Origin of the sequence: Maribacter sp. TH_r10, assembly GCF_033101095.1 — a bacterium.
Taxonomy (GTDB): Bacteria; Bacteroidota; Bacteroidia; order Flavobacteriales; family Flavobacteriaceae; genus Maribacter_A; species Maribacter_A luteus.
Genome location: NZ_JAWMPY010000001.1, coordinates 259,013 through 275,178, shown reverse-complemented (window position 1 = coordinate 275,178; position 16,166 = coordinate 259,013). Strand labels below are relative to the sequence as shown.

Annotated in this window: 12 protein-coding genes; 5 read left to right on the top strand and 7 right to left on the bottom strand. The window is 39.2% G+C overall.

Annotated elements, in window-relative coordinates:
- The first annotated feature begins 179 nt into the window (after positions 1 to 179).
- From R3X28_RS01120 to nadD, 3 genes are read left to right on the top strand one after another with little or no spacing between them, the layout of a single operon-like run.
- A complete protein-coding gene (locus tag R3X28_RS01120) occupies positions 180 to 1,037 on the top strand; it encodes a YicC/YloC family endoribonuclease (RefSeq protein WP_317661788.1) in 858 nt (285 codons plus the stop codon).
- Positions 1,037 to 1,633, top strand: coding sequence for a guanylate kinase (gene gmk / locus R3X28_RS01115; RefSeq protein ID WP_154365755.1), 597 nt, complete (start codon positions 1,037 to 1,039; stop codon positions 1,631 to 1,633). Before R3X28_RS01120 ends, gmk begins: the two co-directional genes overlap by 1 nt.
- The gene (gene nadD / locus R3X28_RS01110; RefSeq protein WP_317661785.1) at positions 1,630 to 2,214 is read left to right on the top strand and encodes a nicotinate (nicotinamide) nucleotide adenylyltransferase; all 585 of its coding nucleotides are present in this window, start codon (positions 1,630 to 1,632) and stop codon (positions 2,212 to 2,214) included. The genes gmk and nadD overlap by 4 nt, the downstream gene beginning before the upstream one ends.
- A 56-nt stretch (positions 2,215 to 2,270) precedes the next feature.
- Here the strand turns inward: nadD and R3X28_RS01105 are convergent, their stop codons facing one another.
- From R3X28_RS01105 to R3X28_RS01095, 3 genes are all read right to left on the bottom strand, one after another.
- Entirely contained in the window at positions 2,271 to 2,777 is a 507-nt protein-coding gene (locus R3X28_RS01105) for a nicotinate-nucleotide adenylyltransferase (RefSeq protein ID WP_154365750.1), read from the bottom strand.
- Positions 2,778 to 3,000: 223 nt separating this feature from the next.
- Positions 3,001 to 3,723 (bottom strand): DUF6503 family protein, encoded by a 723-nt coding sequence (locus R3X28_RS01100; protein WP_317661781.1) that lies wholly within the window; start codon positions 3,721 to 3,723, stop codon positions 3,001 to 3,003.
- A 140-nt stretch (positions 3,724 to 3,863) separates the two neighbouring features.
- On the bottom strand, positions 3,864 to 6,161 hold the full coding sequence (locus R3X28_RS01095; protein WP_154365737.1) for an inorganic phosphate transporter: 2,298 nt from the start codon (positions 6,159 to 6,161) through the stop codon (positions 3,864 to 3,866).
- A 294-nt stretch (positions 6,162 to 6,455) separates the two neighbouring features.
- Between R3X28_RS01095 and R3X28_RS01090 the strand changes: the two genes are divergently transcribed.
- The gene (locus tag R3X28_RS01090) at positions 6,456 to 8,219 is read left to right on the top strand and encodes a Na/Pi cotransporter family protein (RefSeq protein ID WP_154365735.1); all 1,764 of its coding nucleotides are present in this window, start codon (positions 6,456 to 6,458) and stop codon (positions 8,217 to 8,219) included.
- A 35-nt stretch (positions 8,220 to 8,254) separates the two neighbouring features.
- Here R3X28_RS01090 and R3X28_RS01085 read toward each other — a convergent pair whose 3' ends face one another.
- Positions 8,255 to 10,522: an inorganic phosphate transporter gene (locus R3X28_RS01085; RefSeq protein WP_154365733.1), complete on the bottom strand. Its 2,268-nt coding sequence runs from the start codon at positions 10,520 to 10,522 to the stop codon at positions 8,255 to 8,257.
- 220 nt (positions 10,523 to 10,742) lie between these two features.
- On the bottom strand, positions 10,743 to 11,945 hold the full coding sequence (locus R3X28_RS01080; protein ID WP_317661776.1) for a porin: 1,203 nt from the start codon (positions 11,943 to 11,945) through the stop codon (positions 10,743 to 10,745).
- A 268-nt stretch (positions 11,946 to 12,213) separates the two neighbouring features.
- On the opposite strand from R3X28_RS01080, the gene R3X28_RS01075 reads away from it, so the two are divergent.
- Positions 12,214 to 12,567: a nicotinic acid mononucleotide adenyltransferase gene (locus tag R3X28_RS01075; RefSeq protein WP_317661774.1), complete on the top strand. Its 354-nt coding sequence runs from the start codon at positions 12,214 to 12,216 to the stop codon at positions 12,565 to 12,567.
- A gap of 68 nt (positions 12,568 to 12,635) precedes the next feature.
- Here R3X28_RS01075 and R3X28_RS01070 read toward each other — a convergent pair whose 3' ends face one another.
- Positions 12,636 to 13,019 carry a carboxypeptidase-like regulatory domain-containing protein gene (locus R3X28_RS01070; protein WP_317661772.1) on the bottom strand — a complete coding sequence of 128 codons (384 nt, stop codon included), beginning with the start codon at positions 13,017 to 13,019 and terminating at the stop codon, positions 12,636 to 12,638.
- A 162-nt stretch (positions 13,020 to 13,181) separates the two neighbouring features.
- The gene (locus R3X28_RS01065) at positions 13,182 to 16,130 is read right to left on the bottom strand and encodes a hypothetical protein (protein WP_317661770.1); all 2,949 of its coding nucleotides are present in this window, start codon (positions 16,128 to 16,130) and stop codon (positions 13,182 to 13,184) included.
- Positions 16,131 to 16,166 lie beyond the last annotated feature (36 nt).

The window sequence follows — 16,166 nt, the reverse complement described above, 5'->3', positions numbered from 1 at the left end:
TACCAATCGGGATATAATGGTAGGTAGGGTTCAAAAATCCTGTCTATCTGTATTTTAAAAGGGTAGCCATTATCTTTAGGTAAGGAATTCATTTGACGGTAAAATTGCTATGAAGAGCTATATTGTGGGCAGTTTAGAACCTACAATTGTTTACCTTTGCAGGAACTAAAAAATACTCCATGATTCAATCCATGACGGGTTTCGGGAAGCATACCATACAGCTCCCTTCAAAAAAGATTACCGTTGAATTAAAATCCCTCAACAGTAAAAGTCTAGATTTAAATGCTAGGATGCCATCTGCTTACAGGGCGAAAGAATTAGAACTACGAAAGGTAATCGCAAAATCCTTGGTACGTGGCAAGGTAGATTTTGGATTATATGTTGAATTTACCGGTAATGAAACTTCGGCTCAAGTAAATGAAGGAGTGGTAAAGCAGTATATGTCCCAGTTAAGGTCGATTGCCGACGGGGATGACCTGCAGTTATTGGAAATGGCATTACGCTTGCCAGATGCCATGAAAACCGAAAGGGAGGACATTGATGATGAAGAGTATCAAGTGATCCAGCTCGCCCTTAAGGAAGCACTTTCAGAAATAAATATATTCAGGTCAGAAGAAGGGGCTGTCCTAGAAGCTGATTTCATACAACGGATCCAAGTATTGGAAGAATTACTGTCCCAGGTAGTTGAAATGGATCCTGAAAGACAAGCTACAATCCGGGAGCGATTGGAAAAAGCCGTTTCTGATTTAAAGGTTGAGATAGATGAAAACCGATTTGAACAAGAACTTATCTACTATTTGGAAAAGTATGATATTACCGAGGAAAAAGTTCGATTGGCCAATCACTTGGATTATTTTTCAAAGACCCTCAAATCCTCCGATAGTAACGGTAAAAAGTTAGGTTTCATTAGTCAGGAAATAGGTAGGGAGATCAATACCATAGGCTCAAAGGCCAATTATGCCCCAATGCAACAATTAGTGGTGCAAATGAAAGACGAACTGGAGAAAATAAAGGAACAAATGCTTAATGTTTTATAATGGAAGGAGGTAAACTTATCATATTTTCTGCCCCATCGGGCAGTGGAAAGACCACAATAGTGCGTCATCTGTTAGAGCAACCGGAACTGAACTTGGCTTTTTCCGTATCGGCAACATCCAGACCAAGAAGGGGAAAGGAAAAAAATGGGGAGCATTATTACTTTATGACCGTTTCGGAGTTTAAGAAACACATTAAGAACGATGATTTCCTGGAATGGGAAGAAGTGTATAGAGATAACTTTTATGGTACGTTAAAGACAGAGGTAGAACGTCTCTGGGCCGAAGGCAAGAATGTTATCTTCGATATAGATGTCGTGGGTGGCCTACGAATAAAAAAGAAGTACCCTGAGGAGACCTTGGCCGTTTTCGTAAAACCACCAAGTGTGGACGAGCTTAAGATCCGTTTGAAAAAACGCAGTACCGAAAGTGATAATAAAATAAACATGCGTATTGCAAAAGCTTCGGTCGAATTGGCTACCGCACCACAGTTCGACAAGATAATAAAGAACTATGATTTAGATACGGCTTTGGAAGAGGCACACCAATTGGTAGCCGATTTCGTTGGTGTTACAAAGAGGAGTAAGAAGGGAGAATGAAGAAGGTAGGACTTTATTTCGGTACGTTCAACCCTATACACATTGGCCACTTGGTGATAGCCAATCACATGGTTGAATTCTCCGACTTGGATGAGATTTGGTTCGTAATTACCCCAATGAGCCCCTTTAAAGTAAAAAAAACCTTATTGGACAACCATCATAGATACCAAATGGTATATGAGGCCACAAAGGACTACCCGAAGTTAAAACCTAGTAAGATAGAGTTTGATCTGCCACAACCTAATTATACCATCAACACCTTGGTGCATTTAGAGGAGCAAAACAATGATGATTATGAATTTGCCTTGATAATGGGCGAGGACAATCTCAAAGGTTTCCAAAAATGGAAAAATTATGAGGTAATTTTAGAAAATCATTCCATATATGTTTACCCAAGGATTTCAGAAGGAAAGGTAGAGCATCAATTTGAGGGTAACCCGAAGATACAGTACGTAGATGCCCCAATTATGGAAATCTCCTCGACATTTATAAGGAACAATCACAAAAAGGGAAAGAACATCAAACCCATGCTACCTTATGAGGTTTGGCGATATCTTGATGAAATGAATTTTTATCGATAAGCGATTAAAAAGCCCTGTTTCAATTGAAACAGGGCTTTTTGTTTGGTGATGGTCCTTTATAGAAATTCGCCAGAATCATCTACTTTAACCCTCATGACCTTATCACCATTTTTTAGTTTTATCTTATAGGTTTTCATTGCACCCTTATTTTGGTTGTAGGTTACCCTATATACATCATTTACGATGGCCCAGTTCGGAAATCTTTCAACAACTGCATCTCGCACTGTTGAGGGTAGTTTTACATCCTGGAAACGTTCAATGGTCCTAATAATTTCCCCTTCAGTATTATATGCGGCAACTATTCTACCTTCAGGAATATAAAATGATATGTAGTAGATGTCAAAATCATCTTGATAAAAGTCAGAATCCTCTACGTTATAGGCAGCTGCTTTTCGTTCTAACATTTTAACGGGAACTGCGACCTCCTCGGAGTCAATTGCATTCAGGTATTTGTAATTCACAGCGGTTACCACAACTTCTGATAATTGTTCAACCTTCGGAACCTGTGCAAGTAATGGGCTGGTTAGGCCTAGGACGAATAAACCAATGACAAATTTTTTCATGATTCAATTTTTTTAAGTTAATGAATTGGACTTTACCAATCAGTTTTCTAAAAGTAAATCAGGAACCAAGTGTTCACAATGACTCAAGTCATTCATTTACAATGGATAAGAAAGGGATGGTGATGTTTAAGGCCAAAAGGGGTGAGGCCACAATCTTTAGATGGGAACAAGTTATGAATTGTCCAATTTGGGTTTAAATAGGCCCTATTGGCAAAAGGCGGGGTTATTTAAGGGGGGCTGCTTTTGTAAGTATGTCGGTGCCTAATAGTTTATCATCGGCATTGGTATACCAAGTCCTTATTTTAGGCATTTTAATACTGGCTACATTTTCTATTTCGTTGAGTAGGATATACTCCCCATCATTTTTGGACTCATCGTGGTAAAACTGATAAACTTCCATGGCATAGGTGGTTGGGTCAAAATAAAAATACCAAGTGTCCTTACCAACATTTTCCTCGTAATTGACTTTAATGACCAAATACTCTTTTCCTTTAAATGTCTTGGTTTGAACCTCCGGTGAAACAATGGTTCCAGGATCCCTTAACTTCATTGGTAAGCCGTAGAGGTAGGAGTAATAGTTTTTTGTTTTTAAGGCTTGTTCACACGTTAGTCTATAAGTCTTTGCATCTTCCTCGGTGAAAGTGGTCTCTCCATTCAACAAGAGTGTGCAATCTTCTTTATTAACTATATACTCAATTACATTATCATCCTGTAGGTTCGTTATTTTAAAATATTCCCTTGGTAGATCTATTTCTATAATGCTATGGCGTTCTTTGCCATCTGCATATTGTAAAGTTATGAACAGTTTTCCTTCAAATACATCCCAAAGTTGATTCGGATCGTGGTAAGCGATAGTCTTGTCTATCAATTGTTCGGATGTAAGTTCTTGGGCGGTATGCGGTAATATGCCGGTTATCAAGAAAATTACAATGAAAATGTTTTTCATCTATAAAAATTAGTTTCGGCTATATGTTCTATTTTTTTAGGATTCCTAAAAGGGCCATTTTAGTGGATTCGAAAAAAAATAGTAACTGTATATAACCCATTTTTAAAAATTCCTTCTCAAGGTAGGCATTTTACTTGGGGTCAAAAAGAACTTTCCTCAATCCTTGCCGGTTCTATAGTACTGTCATGTTCATTGTAATAAGATTCCATCAAATTTATAGTACTTTTCAATAGATCTTTGGTCTCTAACAACAAAGAAAAATATAATGTGGTATTTTTTGGACTTGATTCGTCGGTCCTAGTCCTAGCCACTTGTTTTTGGGTTTTATCGGCTACCATATCAAAGAGATTCTGTTTGTTCTTGATGATCATGCCGATTTTTTCGAAAGATCTTGTGTCAAGGGCTTCCTTTGTATTAACGAACAAGGTCTCCAATTCATGGTCAATTTGTTTCAACTCTTTTATCTGGTTGTATTTAAGCTTGCTATGATTGTTGTTAACATGCTTATGGCATATTTTAGCGATATACTCAAGAGATTGCGTTATATCGGTCAAATTCCCCAAGATAGTGATGTAAAAGTTACTAGCCCGGACACTGGTCTCATCCAAGTTTTTGATAAAATAGAAAAGGTTGTCCCGTAGATCATCTATTTCCTTTGATAATTTGGAAACTTGCTTTTTGTTCTTGTTCAATTGATCCAGGTCTTGTCTGGCCAAACCGTTAATGGAGTTGGTATATATTTTATTGGCTCTTTTTATAACATTGGCGATATTGTGAACACTTTCTTCAATAACCCCTTGTATAGAACTGCTCTCTGATTTTCGTAGACTGTCTTCGGCTTCGATCGCTCGAGATTTTTTCTTATAGGAGATATAACTTTTGACCAGAAAAAGAATGGCGGCAAATAATAAAAGGGCTAGTGCGGTACCTTTTCCAAAACTTAATATGGTTAAAATAGCACCTGAGGCGATAAATGCGATGATTGCCGTCCCGAACCAACCACCAATCACATTCAATACACCTGCAACCCTGTAAACGGCACTCTCTGCCCCCCAGGCCCTATCGGCCAATGAGGTACCCATTGCGACCATAAAAGTCACATAGGTCGTTGACAAAGGGAGCTTATATGAAGTGGCTATGGAAATAAGGATTCCTGCAACCATTAAGTTTACGGCGGCCCTAACCATGTCAAAAGCGGCTATTTCATGGACTTTGTCTTTAGAAACGTGTATTTTGGGTTTTTTAAAACGTGCATCGACTATCTTCCTAACTGATTTTGGAGCCAATAATGAAGCTTGTGATATCAACATTGTCAATCTTACGATCCCACGTGATAGTACATTGGGTTGAAAACGTTCGTTGGATTCACCTTCCCTAGATAGGTTAATTTCAGTGTCTGCCACATGGCGCGCTTTTTTCGAGAACCAGAGCGTAGCGACCATGATCATTCCGGAAAGGAACAATAGTAGGGTCGGGGTCGGTACTTTTTCAGCAAGTATCGACATGCTAAAATCAGTGGCAGCAGTACCGGATGCTACCCATGCTTCATACGATTGGAAAGCTGCGATAGGCACCCCGATAAAGTTTACCAAATCGTTACCGGCAAAGGCCAAAGCCAAGGCAAAAGTACCCACACCGATAATCAATTTGTATATGTTGACCTTTGCGAGTGTCATAAGCACAAAAGAAAGAAAGGACCATATCAAGAAATTAACAACGATTAGTAGCCAAACCTTTTGCTCCAGAAAATCACTTATCGTCAATCCCCCAATCAAATCAAAGGACTGGCTTGCATAAGAGGTACCTTTAATACCTTTCATCAAAATGAAATATGTGATGGCAGAAAGGGCAATGCCACCAAATAAAGCACCCACCCATTTGGCCTTTTTCTCAAAATCGTAGGACAATAATAAACGGGATATCCATTGGACAATGGCTCCAATTGTAAATGCCACAACAACAGAGAGGAGAATACCAAGAATTATTTCCAGGGCTTTTGAGGTATTTATATATTCCAATACCGTGGAATAGTCACCCCCCGCATTCCAGATTTTTATCATTGACATGGCAACGGCTGCCCCCAATAGCTCAAATACAATTGAAACAGTCGTTGAGGTAGGCATTCCCATGGTATTGAAGAAATCCAACAAAAGAATATCGGTGATCATCACGGCCATAAAAATGAACATGATTTCACTGAACATGAATTCACTTGGGTTGAAAATACCTTTTCTTGCGACTTCCATCATACCACTTGAGAATATAGCTCCCAAAGCTATACCTATACTGGCTACGATCATTATCGTTCGAAATGAAATGGCCTTTGAACCTATGGCCGAATTCAAGAAGTTCACTGCGTCATTACTGACTCCTACCACTAAATCGGCTATGGCCAAAAAAGCCAGGGCGATGAGCATTAGAAGATAAATATTATCCATACACCACAATTGAAAGTAACACGCAAACATACTTCAAATCTTAATGACTTATGTAATCATAATGTTATGAATTTCAGGGAGGTCTATATTTCAATTTTTTTTAGGGAATTGCCATTTTTATTATGGGAAGGGAAGTTGTTGTGTTCATAATGTTGTTTAAATACAACATTCCTGTGTTTTTCATCGCATATCAATAGAGTTTGGAGCCTTCGATAAAGGCGCGAAATTTACATTATATTTACATTAGGCTTTAATTTAGTTGGGTTAAACTGCAATATGAAATAGCGGATAAATATGTTCAAAAGATTTTTCTTTTTTCTTTTTTTGGGAATATTGGCAGTGATGTTATTTGTGAATTCCAACTTTAAGGTGATAGGCTCTGGTATAGCGATCTTATTGTTCGGTATGATCATGTTAGAAGAGGGTTTCAGGGTTTTTACAAAAGGACCATTGCAGAATCTCTTGAAGAAGGCCACGCATAAGTTGTACAAAAGCATTGGGGTCGGGGCAATAGTTACGGCTTTCATCCAATCAAGTTCATTGGTTTCTGTAATTACGATTTCTTTTATTAGTGCGGGTCTAATCAACCTTTCGGGTGGTTTAGGGTTGATATTCGGTGCCAATATAGGAACAACGGCAACGGCTTGGTTAGTGGCTGTATTCGGATTGAAATTCCAAATTTCGGAACTGGCAATGCCAATGCTGGTATTTGGCGTTGTTTTTTCCTTACAAAAGAAGGCTTCGATAAAAGGTTTGGGAAATGTCTTAGCCGGATTGGGATTTTTCTTTCTCGGCATTCATTATATGAAAGAAGGTTTCGATGTTTTCAAGAACTATATCGATTTATCACAATTTGCCATCTCTGGGTTTTGGGGAGTTGCTGTCTATACGGTATTAGGAATACTGGTCACTACCATCCTTCAATCAAGCAGTGCTACCTTGGCCTTGATTCTTACTGCGTTGGCTGCCGGTCAGATTGAGTATGAAAACGCATTGGCCTTGGCTATTGGTGCAAATGTAGGTACGACTATTACTGCGGTTTTGGGGTCATTGGGTTCAAACATTGCGGGAAAACGATTGGCAGGGGCACATCTTATTTTCAATGTTATTACTGGTTTGGTGGCCTTGGTGTTTATTTATCCGCTTGCAAATTTGGTTAATGTATTATCAGGTGCATTAGGGATATCAGCAACTGATTTCACCTTAAAACTGGCACTTTTCCATACTATTTTCAATGTTTTGGGTGTTTTGATCATGATACCCTTTATTAAGAAGTTAGAGCGGTTTTTATTGAAATTCTTCAAAGAAAAAGTGGATAAGGATATTGATGAACCGAAATTCCTGAATGAGGCTATTTTACAGTTTCCATCTGGAGTGTTATTGGCGATGATGAAAGAGGCCAAGTACCTTTACGAAAATGCGATTTATGAAATAGTTGCCCATGGGCTAAATATTCATCGGGAAGATATAATATCCAATGTAGGGGTAAAGGAGCTTGTAAAGAGTTCCAAAGAGGATTTTAAAACCAATGTAAGGGAGTTGTATTACAATAAGGTGAAGCACATATACGGGGAAATCATACGATATGCGACAACGGCCCAGAGTACCTTGAATATGACCAAGGCACAGAATACCAGATTGTCAGAGATAAGAATTGCCAGTCGAAAAATGGTTGAGATCATCGGAGATGTACGAGAACTGGGAAGAAACGTCTCCAACTATTTAAATTCGGACAATAAGTACATAAGTAAAGAGTACGATAAATTCAGGAAAAAAATAGTCAAGGTATTGCGGGTTATCTATCTATTTAGGACCAAGATTGATCGAGAAGCCCATTATGCCCAATTATTGGTGCTTAAGGATCAAGCCAGAAAAGGAAAGCACCAGAGCACAAAATCTATAAATAAGCTTATAAGGAATGATCTTATTACCGTTGACATGGCATCCTCATTGGTAAATGACAATGACCATGTTAATGACATCGTAAAAAAGCTAATTGAAGTAGCTGAGTTGTTATATGGGGAAACAGATACTTTATTGGCAAATGAGAACAAATAATAAGATACCGATGAACGGTATCTTATCCGTTATGTTCAATCCGTAATTTCTTTTCTTACGGAAATATTTTTATTCTCTTCGAAATAGAGGTTAAGAATATTCATGTTCGCTTTGATCAGGTCTTTGGTTTCCAGTAGGATCTTGAAATAAAGTGTGGTATTCTTAGGACTTGATTCCTCATATCTGGTACGCTCTACCTGTTTTTGAATAGACTCTTGAACATAAGTCAACAAATCTTGTTTTTCTTCAATTATTGACGGTACTATTTCGTTAAAGGAACGTGCATCGAATATTTTTCTGATTTCATTACAAAGGTTCGCCAGTTTATCGCTGATGAACAATAGTTCCTCCCCTTGTTTTTTCTTTAGGGCTTTATGGTTGTTATTGACATGTTTGTGACTGATATTCGCAATGAGACTTGATGATTGGGCGACATCTTGAATACTTCCGATAACATCGATATAAAATTTACTGGCTCCCAAATAAGAGTCGTCAAGTTCCTTGATAAAATAAAAGATATCATTCTGAAGTTCATCTATTTCATGTTCCAATTTAACAACCGTCTTTTTTGCTTTTTTAAGAGCATCCAAATCTTGATCAATGAGCCCGTGAATGGTGATTTGGTTTATTTTACTCACCCGTTTCAATGCTTTTGAAATATTGTCGGCACTTTCTTCAATAACACCATGAATCGATTGACTTTCAGCTTTGTTCAGACTATCCTCTGCCTTTACTTCCCGGCTCTTTTTGTTATGGCTGATATAATTTCTGACCAACAATAAAATTGCCAAGAACAATAAGACCGCGATCATAGCACTACCACCTAAATGTATTAAATAGGCAACGGTACCGGCAGCGACAAAAGCACAAAATGCCGTAAAGAACCAACCTCCGATCACATTTAAAACTCCTGCTACCCTATAAACGGCACTTTCGCTCCCCCAAGCCCTATCGGCTAAAGAAGTACCCATAGCGACCATGAAGGTCACATATGTTGTTGATAAGGGTAGCTTCATTGAGGTTGCAATAGAAATAAGTACACTGGCAACCATTAGGTTCACTGCCGCACGCACCAAATCAAATGCTGGTAGCTCATGTTCCTCACCTTTTGGAAGCTTAATTACGGGTTTTGTAAATCGGTTATCAATTTTTTCTTGAATGGAGTTTGGAATTACCGTGGCCGTATACTTGGCGATCATCATTGTCATGCGCACAAGATTCCTGGATAAATAGTTGGGGTCGAAACGTTCTTTTGTATCGGATTGGCTCGAGAGGTCAATAGAGGTCTTTACCACTTTTTTAGCTTTGCTTGAGAACCATAGCGTCAATACCATGATCAATCCGGCTATAAGGAGAAAACTGGTCGGGGTCGGTACTTTATTCCCCAAAACGCCCATGGCAAACTCGGTTGCTGGTACTCCGGAGACACTCCAAGCTTCATATGATTGATATGCAGCAATGGGTACACCGATAAAATTCACAAGATCGTTTCCTGCGAAAGCCAATGCCAAGGCAAAGGTGCCGACTCCAATGATAAGTTTGTAAATGTTCTTTTTGAAAATGGAAACGACAACGTAGGATAACAGTGTCCAAATTATAAAACTTACGGCAATGATCAAGGCTGTTTTACCTTCGATCATGGGTTTAATGATTACGTAATAATCGGTTCCCTTCAATCCCTTGATAAAGATAAAATAGGTTATGGCGGCCAAGGCAAAACCACCGAATACTGCTCCTGCCCATTTAGATTTTTTCTCAAAGTTGAATGATAGTAGAAGGCGGGAAACATATTGTACCAATGCCCCGACCGAGAATGCCACGACAACGGATAATAAAATGCCCAAGATTATTTCAGTGGCTTTGGAAGTATTGATGTAATCAACAACTTCAGAAAACGAACCACCGGCAATACCTATTTTTATCAAAGCCATGGCTACGGCAGCACCTAATAATTCAAAAACGATGGAAACCGTGGTTGAAGTAGGCATACCTAAGGTGTTGAAAAAGTCGAGCAAAAGAATATCGGTAATCATTACGGCCATGAAGATGATCATGATTTCACTGAACATAAATTGTTCTGGTACAAAGATGCCTTTTCTCGCGACTTCCATCAGGCCACTGGAGAATACGGCACCACAGGCTATTCCTAAACTGGCAACGATCATTATGGTTCTAAAGGAAATAGCCTTTGAACCAAGAGCGGAATTCAAGAAGTTAACGGCGTCATTACTTACGCCTACGACAAGATCTGCTATGGCCAAAATAGCCAGAGCAATAATCATTAAAAAATAAATATTATCCATAATAGAATCGTTGAAAGTAAGGGCGTAAACATAGCTTTTGCCTTACCGTGTAAAGTTACCAAAAGGTTAACAAAAAGTTAAATAAATACCTCATTTCCCAAGGGAAATTGATCATTATAGTTTTTTTAATCTATTTCATCAATAGGATTACATATGATCCTTTTACTGAACGGTTTGGTTAAACCACTTTGATAAAAATAGTTCGTTAATTTACTTATTATTAAAAATGAACGTCAAATTGCAATCTGTACATTAACTCGTCGGTACCACCATCAACTGAAAGATAGCTAAAGTCAGTTTGCACCTTTAGTTTATGTCCAACGATGAATTTTGATAGGCCCAAGGTGTATTGGGTTTCTTTATTTCTTCCTGTGATATCATCAAGGTCTATGTTGGTATAACGTCCTGAAATTTCCCAATCTTTGGCCAAAAGATAACCGGATTGTAGATTTAGACCGTTGCCTATCCAAACTACATCACCTGTTTCAGTACCATCGGAATTCTTGGCGATAGGGTCATCGGCATCCCTATTGGCATATTCCCACATGAACGAGAAACCGTTGTATTTGAACATACCATCAAAAAAGAACGTATTTATATTGGTTTCATAGTAGCCTAGATCGTTGATCATGTAGGAGCCTTGGTTACTTCTTGTTTTCACGGCATTTTGATTGATATCATAGTTTATAGCCAACATCAATTTAGGTTTAGTTTCACGTTTTAGGTCACTACCGCTATATTCACCCTTGTTTGTAAACTTCCCGAAAGGTAATAATTCCAAACGAGCTGTGTATTGATGGCCCCCTAGATTACCACTGGTGATATTTCTTCCTTCCCCCTGGGAAATTGCGAATTTTTCACGTACTAAAAAGTTGTCTCCAATGAAAAAGTGATGTCGTAATTGAATTCCTTGGTCACGGTCCAATGTAAATCTTCTATTCAATAAAGAACGGCCTACTTGCTGCAGATTTCCTGAGGATATGACACGCTCTATATTTCCGGGCAATTTTGTCTGCCCTGCCCATAGTTCAAAATTTTCATAGAAGTTCCACATTACCACTGCGTCCAAAATATATCTTGGAGCATTACCCGTAAAATCTGAAGCCCCGGAAAGGTCCCTATTGGATAGACCTAATTCAAGCTTGTATTTCAGTTTTGGGGAATAAGCGAACCCATCGAATTTAAGACGCGCCCTTCGGACCGAAAAGTTATGGGAAGGATCTGCCCATCCTCCATTCGCATCTTCACTCCATGTACTAGTAGAGAGAAACTGCATACGTGCAGCGATTTTCATGCTCCAAGTACTGTCTTTGCCAACTAGATTGAATAGACCGTTTCCAAATTTCGGCGAATCAACACCTTGTGAAAAGGAAAAAGATAAGGATAAAAAAATGATAATAAAAGGTAATGGTTTGGTTGTCATTTGGTTAATGGTTTCACATATGGTCGATTTATGAGGTGTTAATATAATGTATTCTAAACGTTAAGCAATGGAGAATAGTTTGGAATTGAAATAAATAGTGGATTTTGATTAATTTAAAGTGTTTCACCTATTTAGGCCGGGATTAATCAGGATATTTTTAAAAGTACATGGAGAATAAATGTAAAATGGAAACGTTTTAATGTAAAGATAACGTTAATAAAAAGTAAATAATTTGTATATTTGTCTAAGTAACAATAAAATGAACGTCATGAAAAATATTATATTACTCCTAACCGTATTGTTGGCAACAACATATACCTATGCCCAACAAGAGGATAAAATAGGTTTAAATGAAGAAACCGAATTGATTGAAGCTACCTATTTTCATGACAACGGAATTGTAAGTCAAGTGGGAACTTTCAACCTTGATGGAAAATTGCATGGCGAATGGATCAGCTTTAATGAAGAAGGGCAGAAAATTTCAGAAGGTCATTATATTAATGGTCGTAAAGTCGGTAAATGGACGTTCTGGTCAGGTGATGATATGAAAGAGGTGAGATATAGCAACAATGCGATAGCAAGTGTGGATGGAGTCAAAAAAGAAGGACTTGCCAAGAATTAACATTAAACAAACCAACCTAAATAGAAACATCCCGCTTTTGGCGGGATGTTTTTTTTTGATTTTATAATTTACTTTAATCCGGAACTCCGGGTAAATGCGATTTTATCCGTTTTGTTCATGGCTACATCATTAAGGAATATTGTTTTTTGGGACAAACCACCTTTAACATCACTGATCTTGCCTTTTTCTACCAATACGGGAATCTCTAATTCTTCATAACCGGCATAACTTACCACTAAGGTATGTTCCCCTGTGGGGATATTATTGAACTCAAAATTACCGTGAAAATTGGTTTGTGTAGTCTTTGAGAACCCTTTAAGTTGCACATTAGCCAATAGCATGGGTTCGTTTTCCATTTCCAAATCCATTATTTTACCTGTAATGGACCCCTGTTCTTGGGCACAAACACCAACTATAAGAAAAAATGCAAATAAGAAAGTTAGTTTCTTCATGATTCAAATATTCGCTGCAAAGAAAATGAGACAAGGTTAATTGAATGTTACCTAATGGTTATTTATAGAGGCGGGAAGGTTAAGGATCCATTCTTGGAAATCGGTAAACAAAAGAAAACCCCGACGAAATCGTCAGGGCTTTCAGTGGTATTTAATTGTGGCTTAGTTTCCAGTAGCCCAATCAAACAGAGTAACATCTACGGGTGTTCCTGTGTTATAAGGACCTTCAACAGTTGCATCTGCACCATCAATCTGTACATTGGCCAAAGGACCGGAATCCTTCATGTCGACCAAAGTGGCATAGCCATCAAGATAAAGATTAGTAATGGTGGCTCCTGAAGTCTTTTTAAACTGTAAGGCAATACCATCTTCTGTGGATACTGCTGTGAAGTTCGCCAAGGTTGGATTTCCATTGAAACCATCAGCTTCAACGGCAGTAGAGAAGCCTACTATAGAGTGAACAACGTAAGTGTTGGTCAAGGTACCACTCCATCCTTCCGTCCAATCGACAGCATCGTCTTCGTTATTTTCCAAGTAGAAATTGGAAGCGGAAACGGTTCCACCGAAGAATTCAACACCATCGTCCTTACCATCGATTATGGCAACGTTATCAATGGTTGTACCCGAACCAACTGCATAGAGGGAAAGTCCGTTGTACTGCGATTCAGAATTTATCTGTGCACCAGCGTATTTAATAATCAAGTATTTGATAGATCCAGAGCTATCGGTATCGTCAGATCCTCCATAAGAAATTTGTCCGACCTCTGCAGTAGCATCGGTACCTTCGGTAGTAGAAGCATTGCCTGCGATTACCAAACCACCCCAGTCACCAGCACTCTCATTGGAAGAGGTCATTACAACAGGGCTTGCTTCAGTTCCCTGAATATCGATCATTGCACCTTTTTGAACAACGATATAGGTACTTGTTTCATCACCACTCTCCACGTCAGCTATTATGGAAGTTCCTTCAGGAATCGTCAATGTAGCACCTGATTCAACGCTTAATGTTTGGGCTAAGTAGTAGGTAATATCGGCATCCAACGTTAAATCTGCGGTTAGGCTTCCGGACAATACACTTGTTTCGATTTCAGTTTCTGAATTTACCCAGGCAAAGGCTGCAATATCAACAGTAGGTGTTGCGATATAACTTAATTCAGGATCGGCATCTGCACCATCAATCTGTACATTGGCCAAAGGACCGGCATCTTTCATATCCACGGTAGTATCATATCCGGTTAAAGAAAGTCCGGTAATCGTGGCACCAGAAGTCTTTTTGAACTGTAGGGCAATACCACCTGTAGTTGAAGCTGCAGTGAAATTAGCCAACGTTGGGTTACCATTTACGCCATCAGCTTCAACAGCTGTAGAGAAGCCCTCTATCGTATGAACGACGTAAGTGTTGGTCAACGTACCACTCCATCCTTCGGTCCAATCGACAGCATCGTCTTCGTTATTTTCCAAGTAGAAGTTTGAGGCTGAAACGGTGCCACCAAAGAATTCAACACCATCGTCCTTACCATCGATTATGGCAACGTTATCAATGGTTGTACCCGAACCAACTGCATATAGGGAAAGTCCGTTGTACTGTGATTCGGAATTTATCTGTGCACCAGCGTAGCGTATAATCAAATAGCTGATAGAACCTGAACTATCGGCATCATCAGATCCCCCATAGGATATCTGACCTACTTCAGCGGTTGCATCGGTACCTTCGGTAGTCGTTGCATTACCTGCAATCACCAATCCACCCCAGTCTCCGGCAGTCTCATTCGCTGAAGTCATTATTACGGGATTGGCAGCCGTACCTTGAACATCGATTTCCCCACCTTTTTGAACAACGATATAGGTACTGGTCTCATCTCCACTCTCTACATCGGCAACTATTTCGGTACCTGCAGGAATAATCAATTTACCACCTTCCTCAACACTAAAAGTACTGTCCAAGAAGTATTTTATATCAGCGTCCAATGTAAGTTCACTGGTCAAGGTACCTGTTAATACTGAACTTTCTGCAGTTGTAGAAGAATTTACCCATGAGAAGGAATCTATATCAACAGAAGGTGTTGCGATATAACTTAATTCAGGATCGGCATCTGCACCATCGATCTGTACATTGGTCAAAGGACCGTCATCTTTCATATCCACGGTAGTATCATAACCGGCTAAAGAAAGTCCGGTTATCGTGGCACCAGAGGTCTTTTTGAACTGTAATGCAGTACCTCCTGTTGTTGAAATAGCAGTAAAGTTTGCCAAAGTTGGATTTCCGTTTTCACCATCAGCTTCAACAGCCGTAGAGAAGCCCTCTATCGTATGAACGACATAAGTGTTGGTCAACGTACCGCTCCACCCTTCGGTCCAGTCAACAGCATCGTCTTCGTTATTTTCCAAATAGAAATTGGAAGCGGAAACGGTTCCACCGAAGAATTCAACCCCATCATCCTTACCATCGATTATGGCGACGTTATCAATGGTTGTTTCTGAACCTACGGCATAAAGGGTAAGACCATTATACTGAGACTCAGAATTGATTTGTGCCCCTGCATATTTAATGATCAAATAACTAATGGATCCTGAATCGTCTGTGTCATCGGATCCACCATAAACGATTGACCCGACTTCAGCAACAGCATCGGTACCTTCGGTAGTTGTAGCGTTACCGGCAATGACCAAACCGCCCCAATCACCTGGTTCTTCATTCGCAGAGGTCATTTCCACTGGATTGGAAGAAGTACCTTGGATATCGATTTTAGCTCCTTTTTGAACTACGATATACGTACTTGTTTCATCACCGCTTTCAACATCGGCAACTATTTTTGTCCCGGCAGGGATGGTTAAGGTAGCACCTGATTCAATACTGAATGTTGTAGTAAGGGTATAAGTTTTACTAGCATCCAAAGTTCTGTCTTCGGATAATGAACCTGTAAGATTCGTGTCTTCACACTCAGAACAAGATCCCCCACAGTCGATACCGGTTTCATCCCCATTCATTATACCATCTGAACAGGTGGGTTCATCCGTATCGGGCCCACCATCGTCACTACTACAACTTGTAAGCAACAAGGAAGAAATGGCCATAAGGCCCATTGCTATTCTTAAAACTTTGATTTTCATACTCTTGAGTTTAAGGTTTATTAGATATTTATTGTT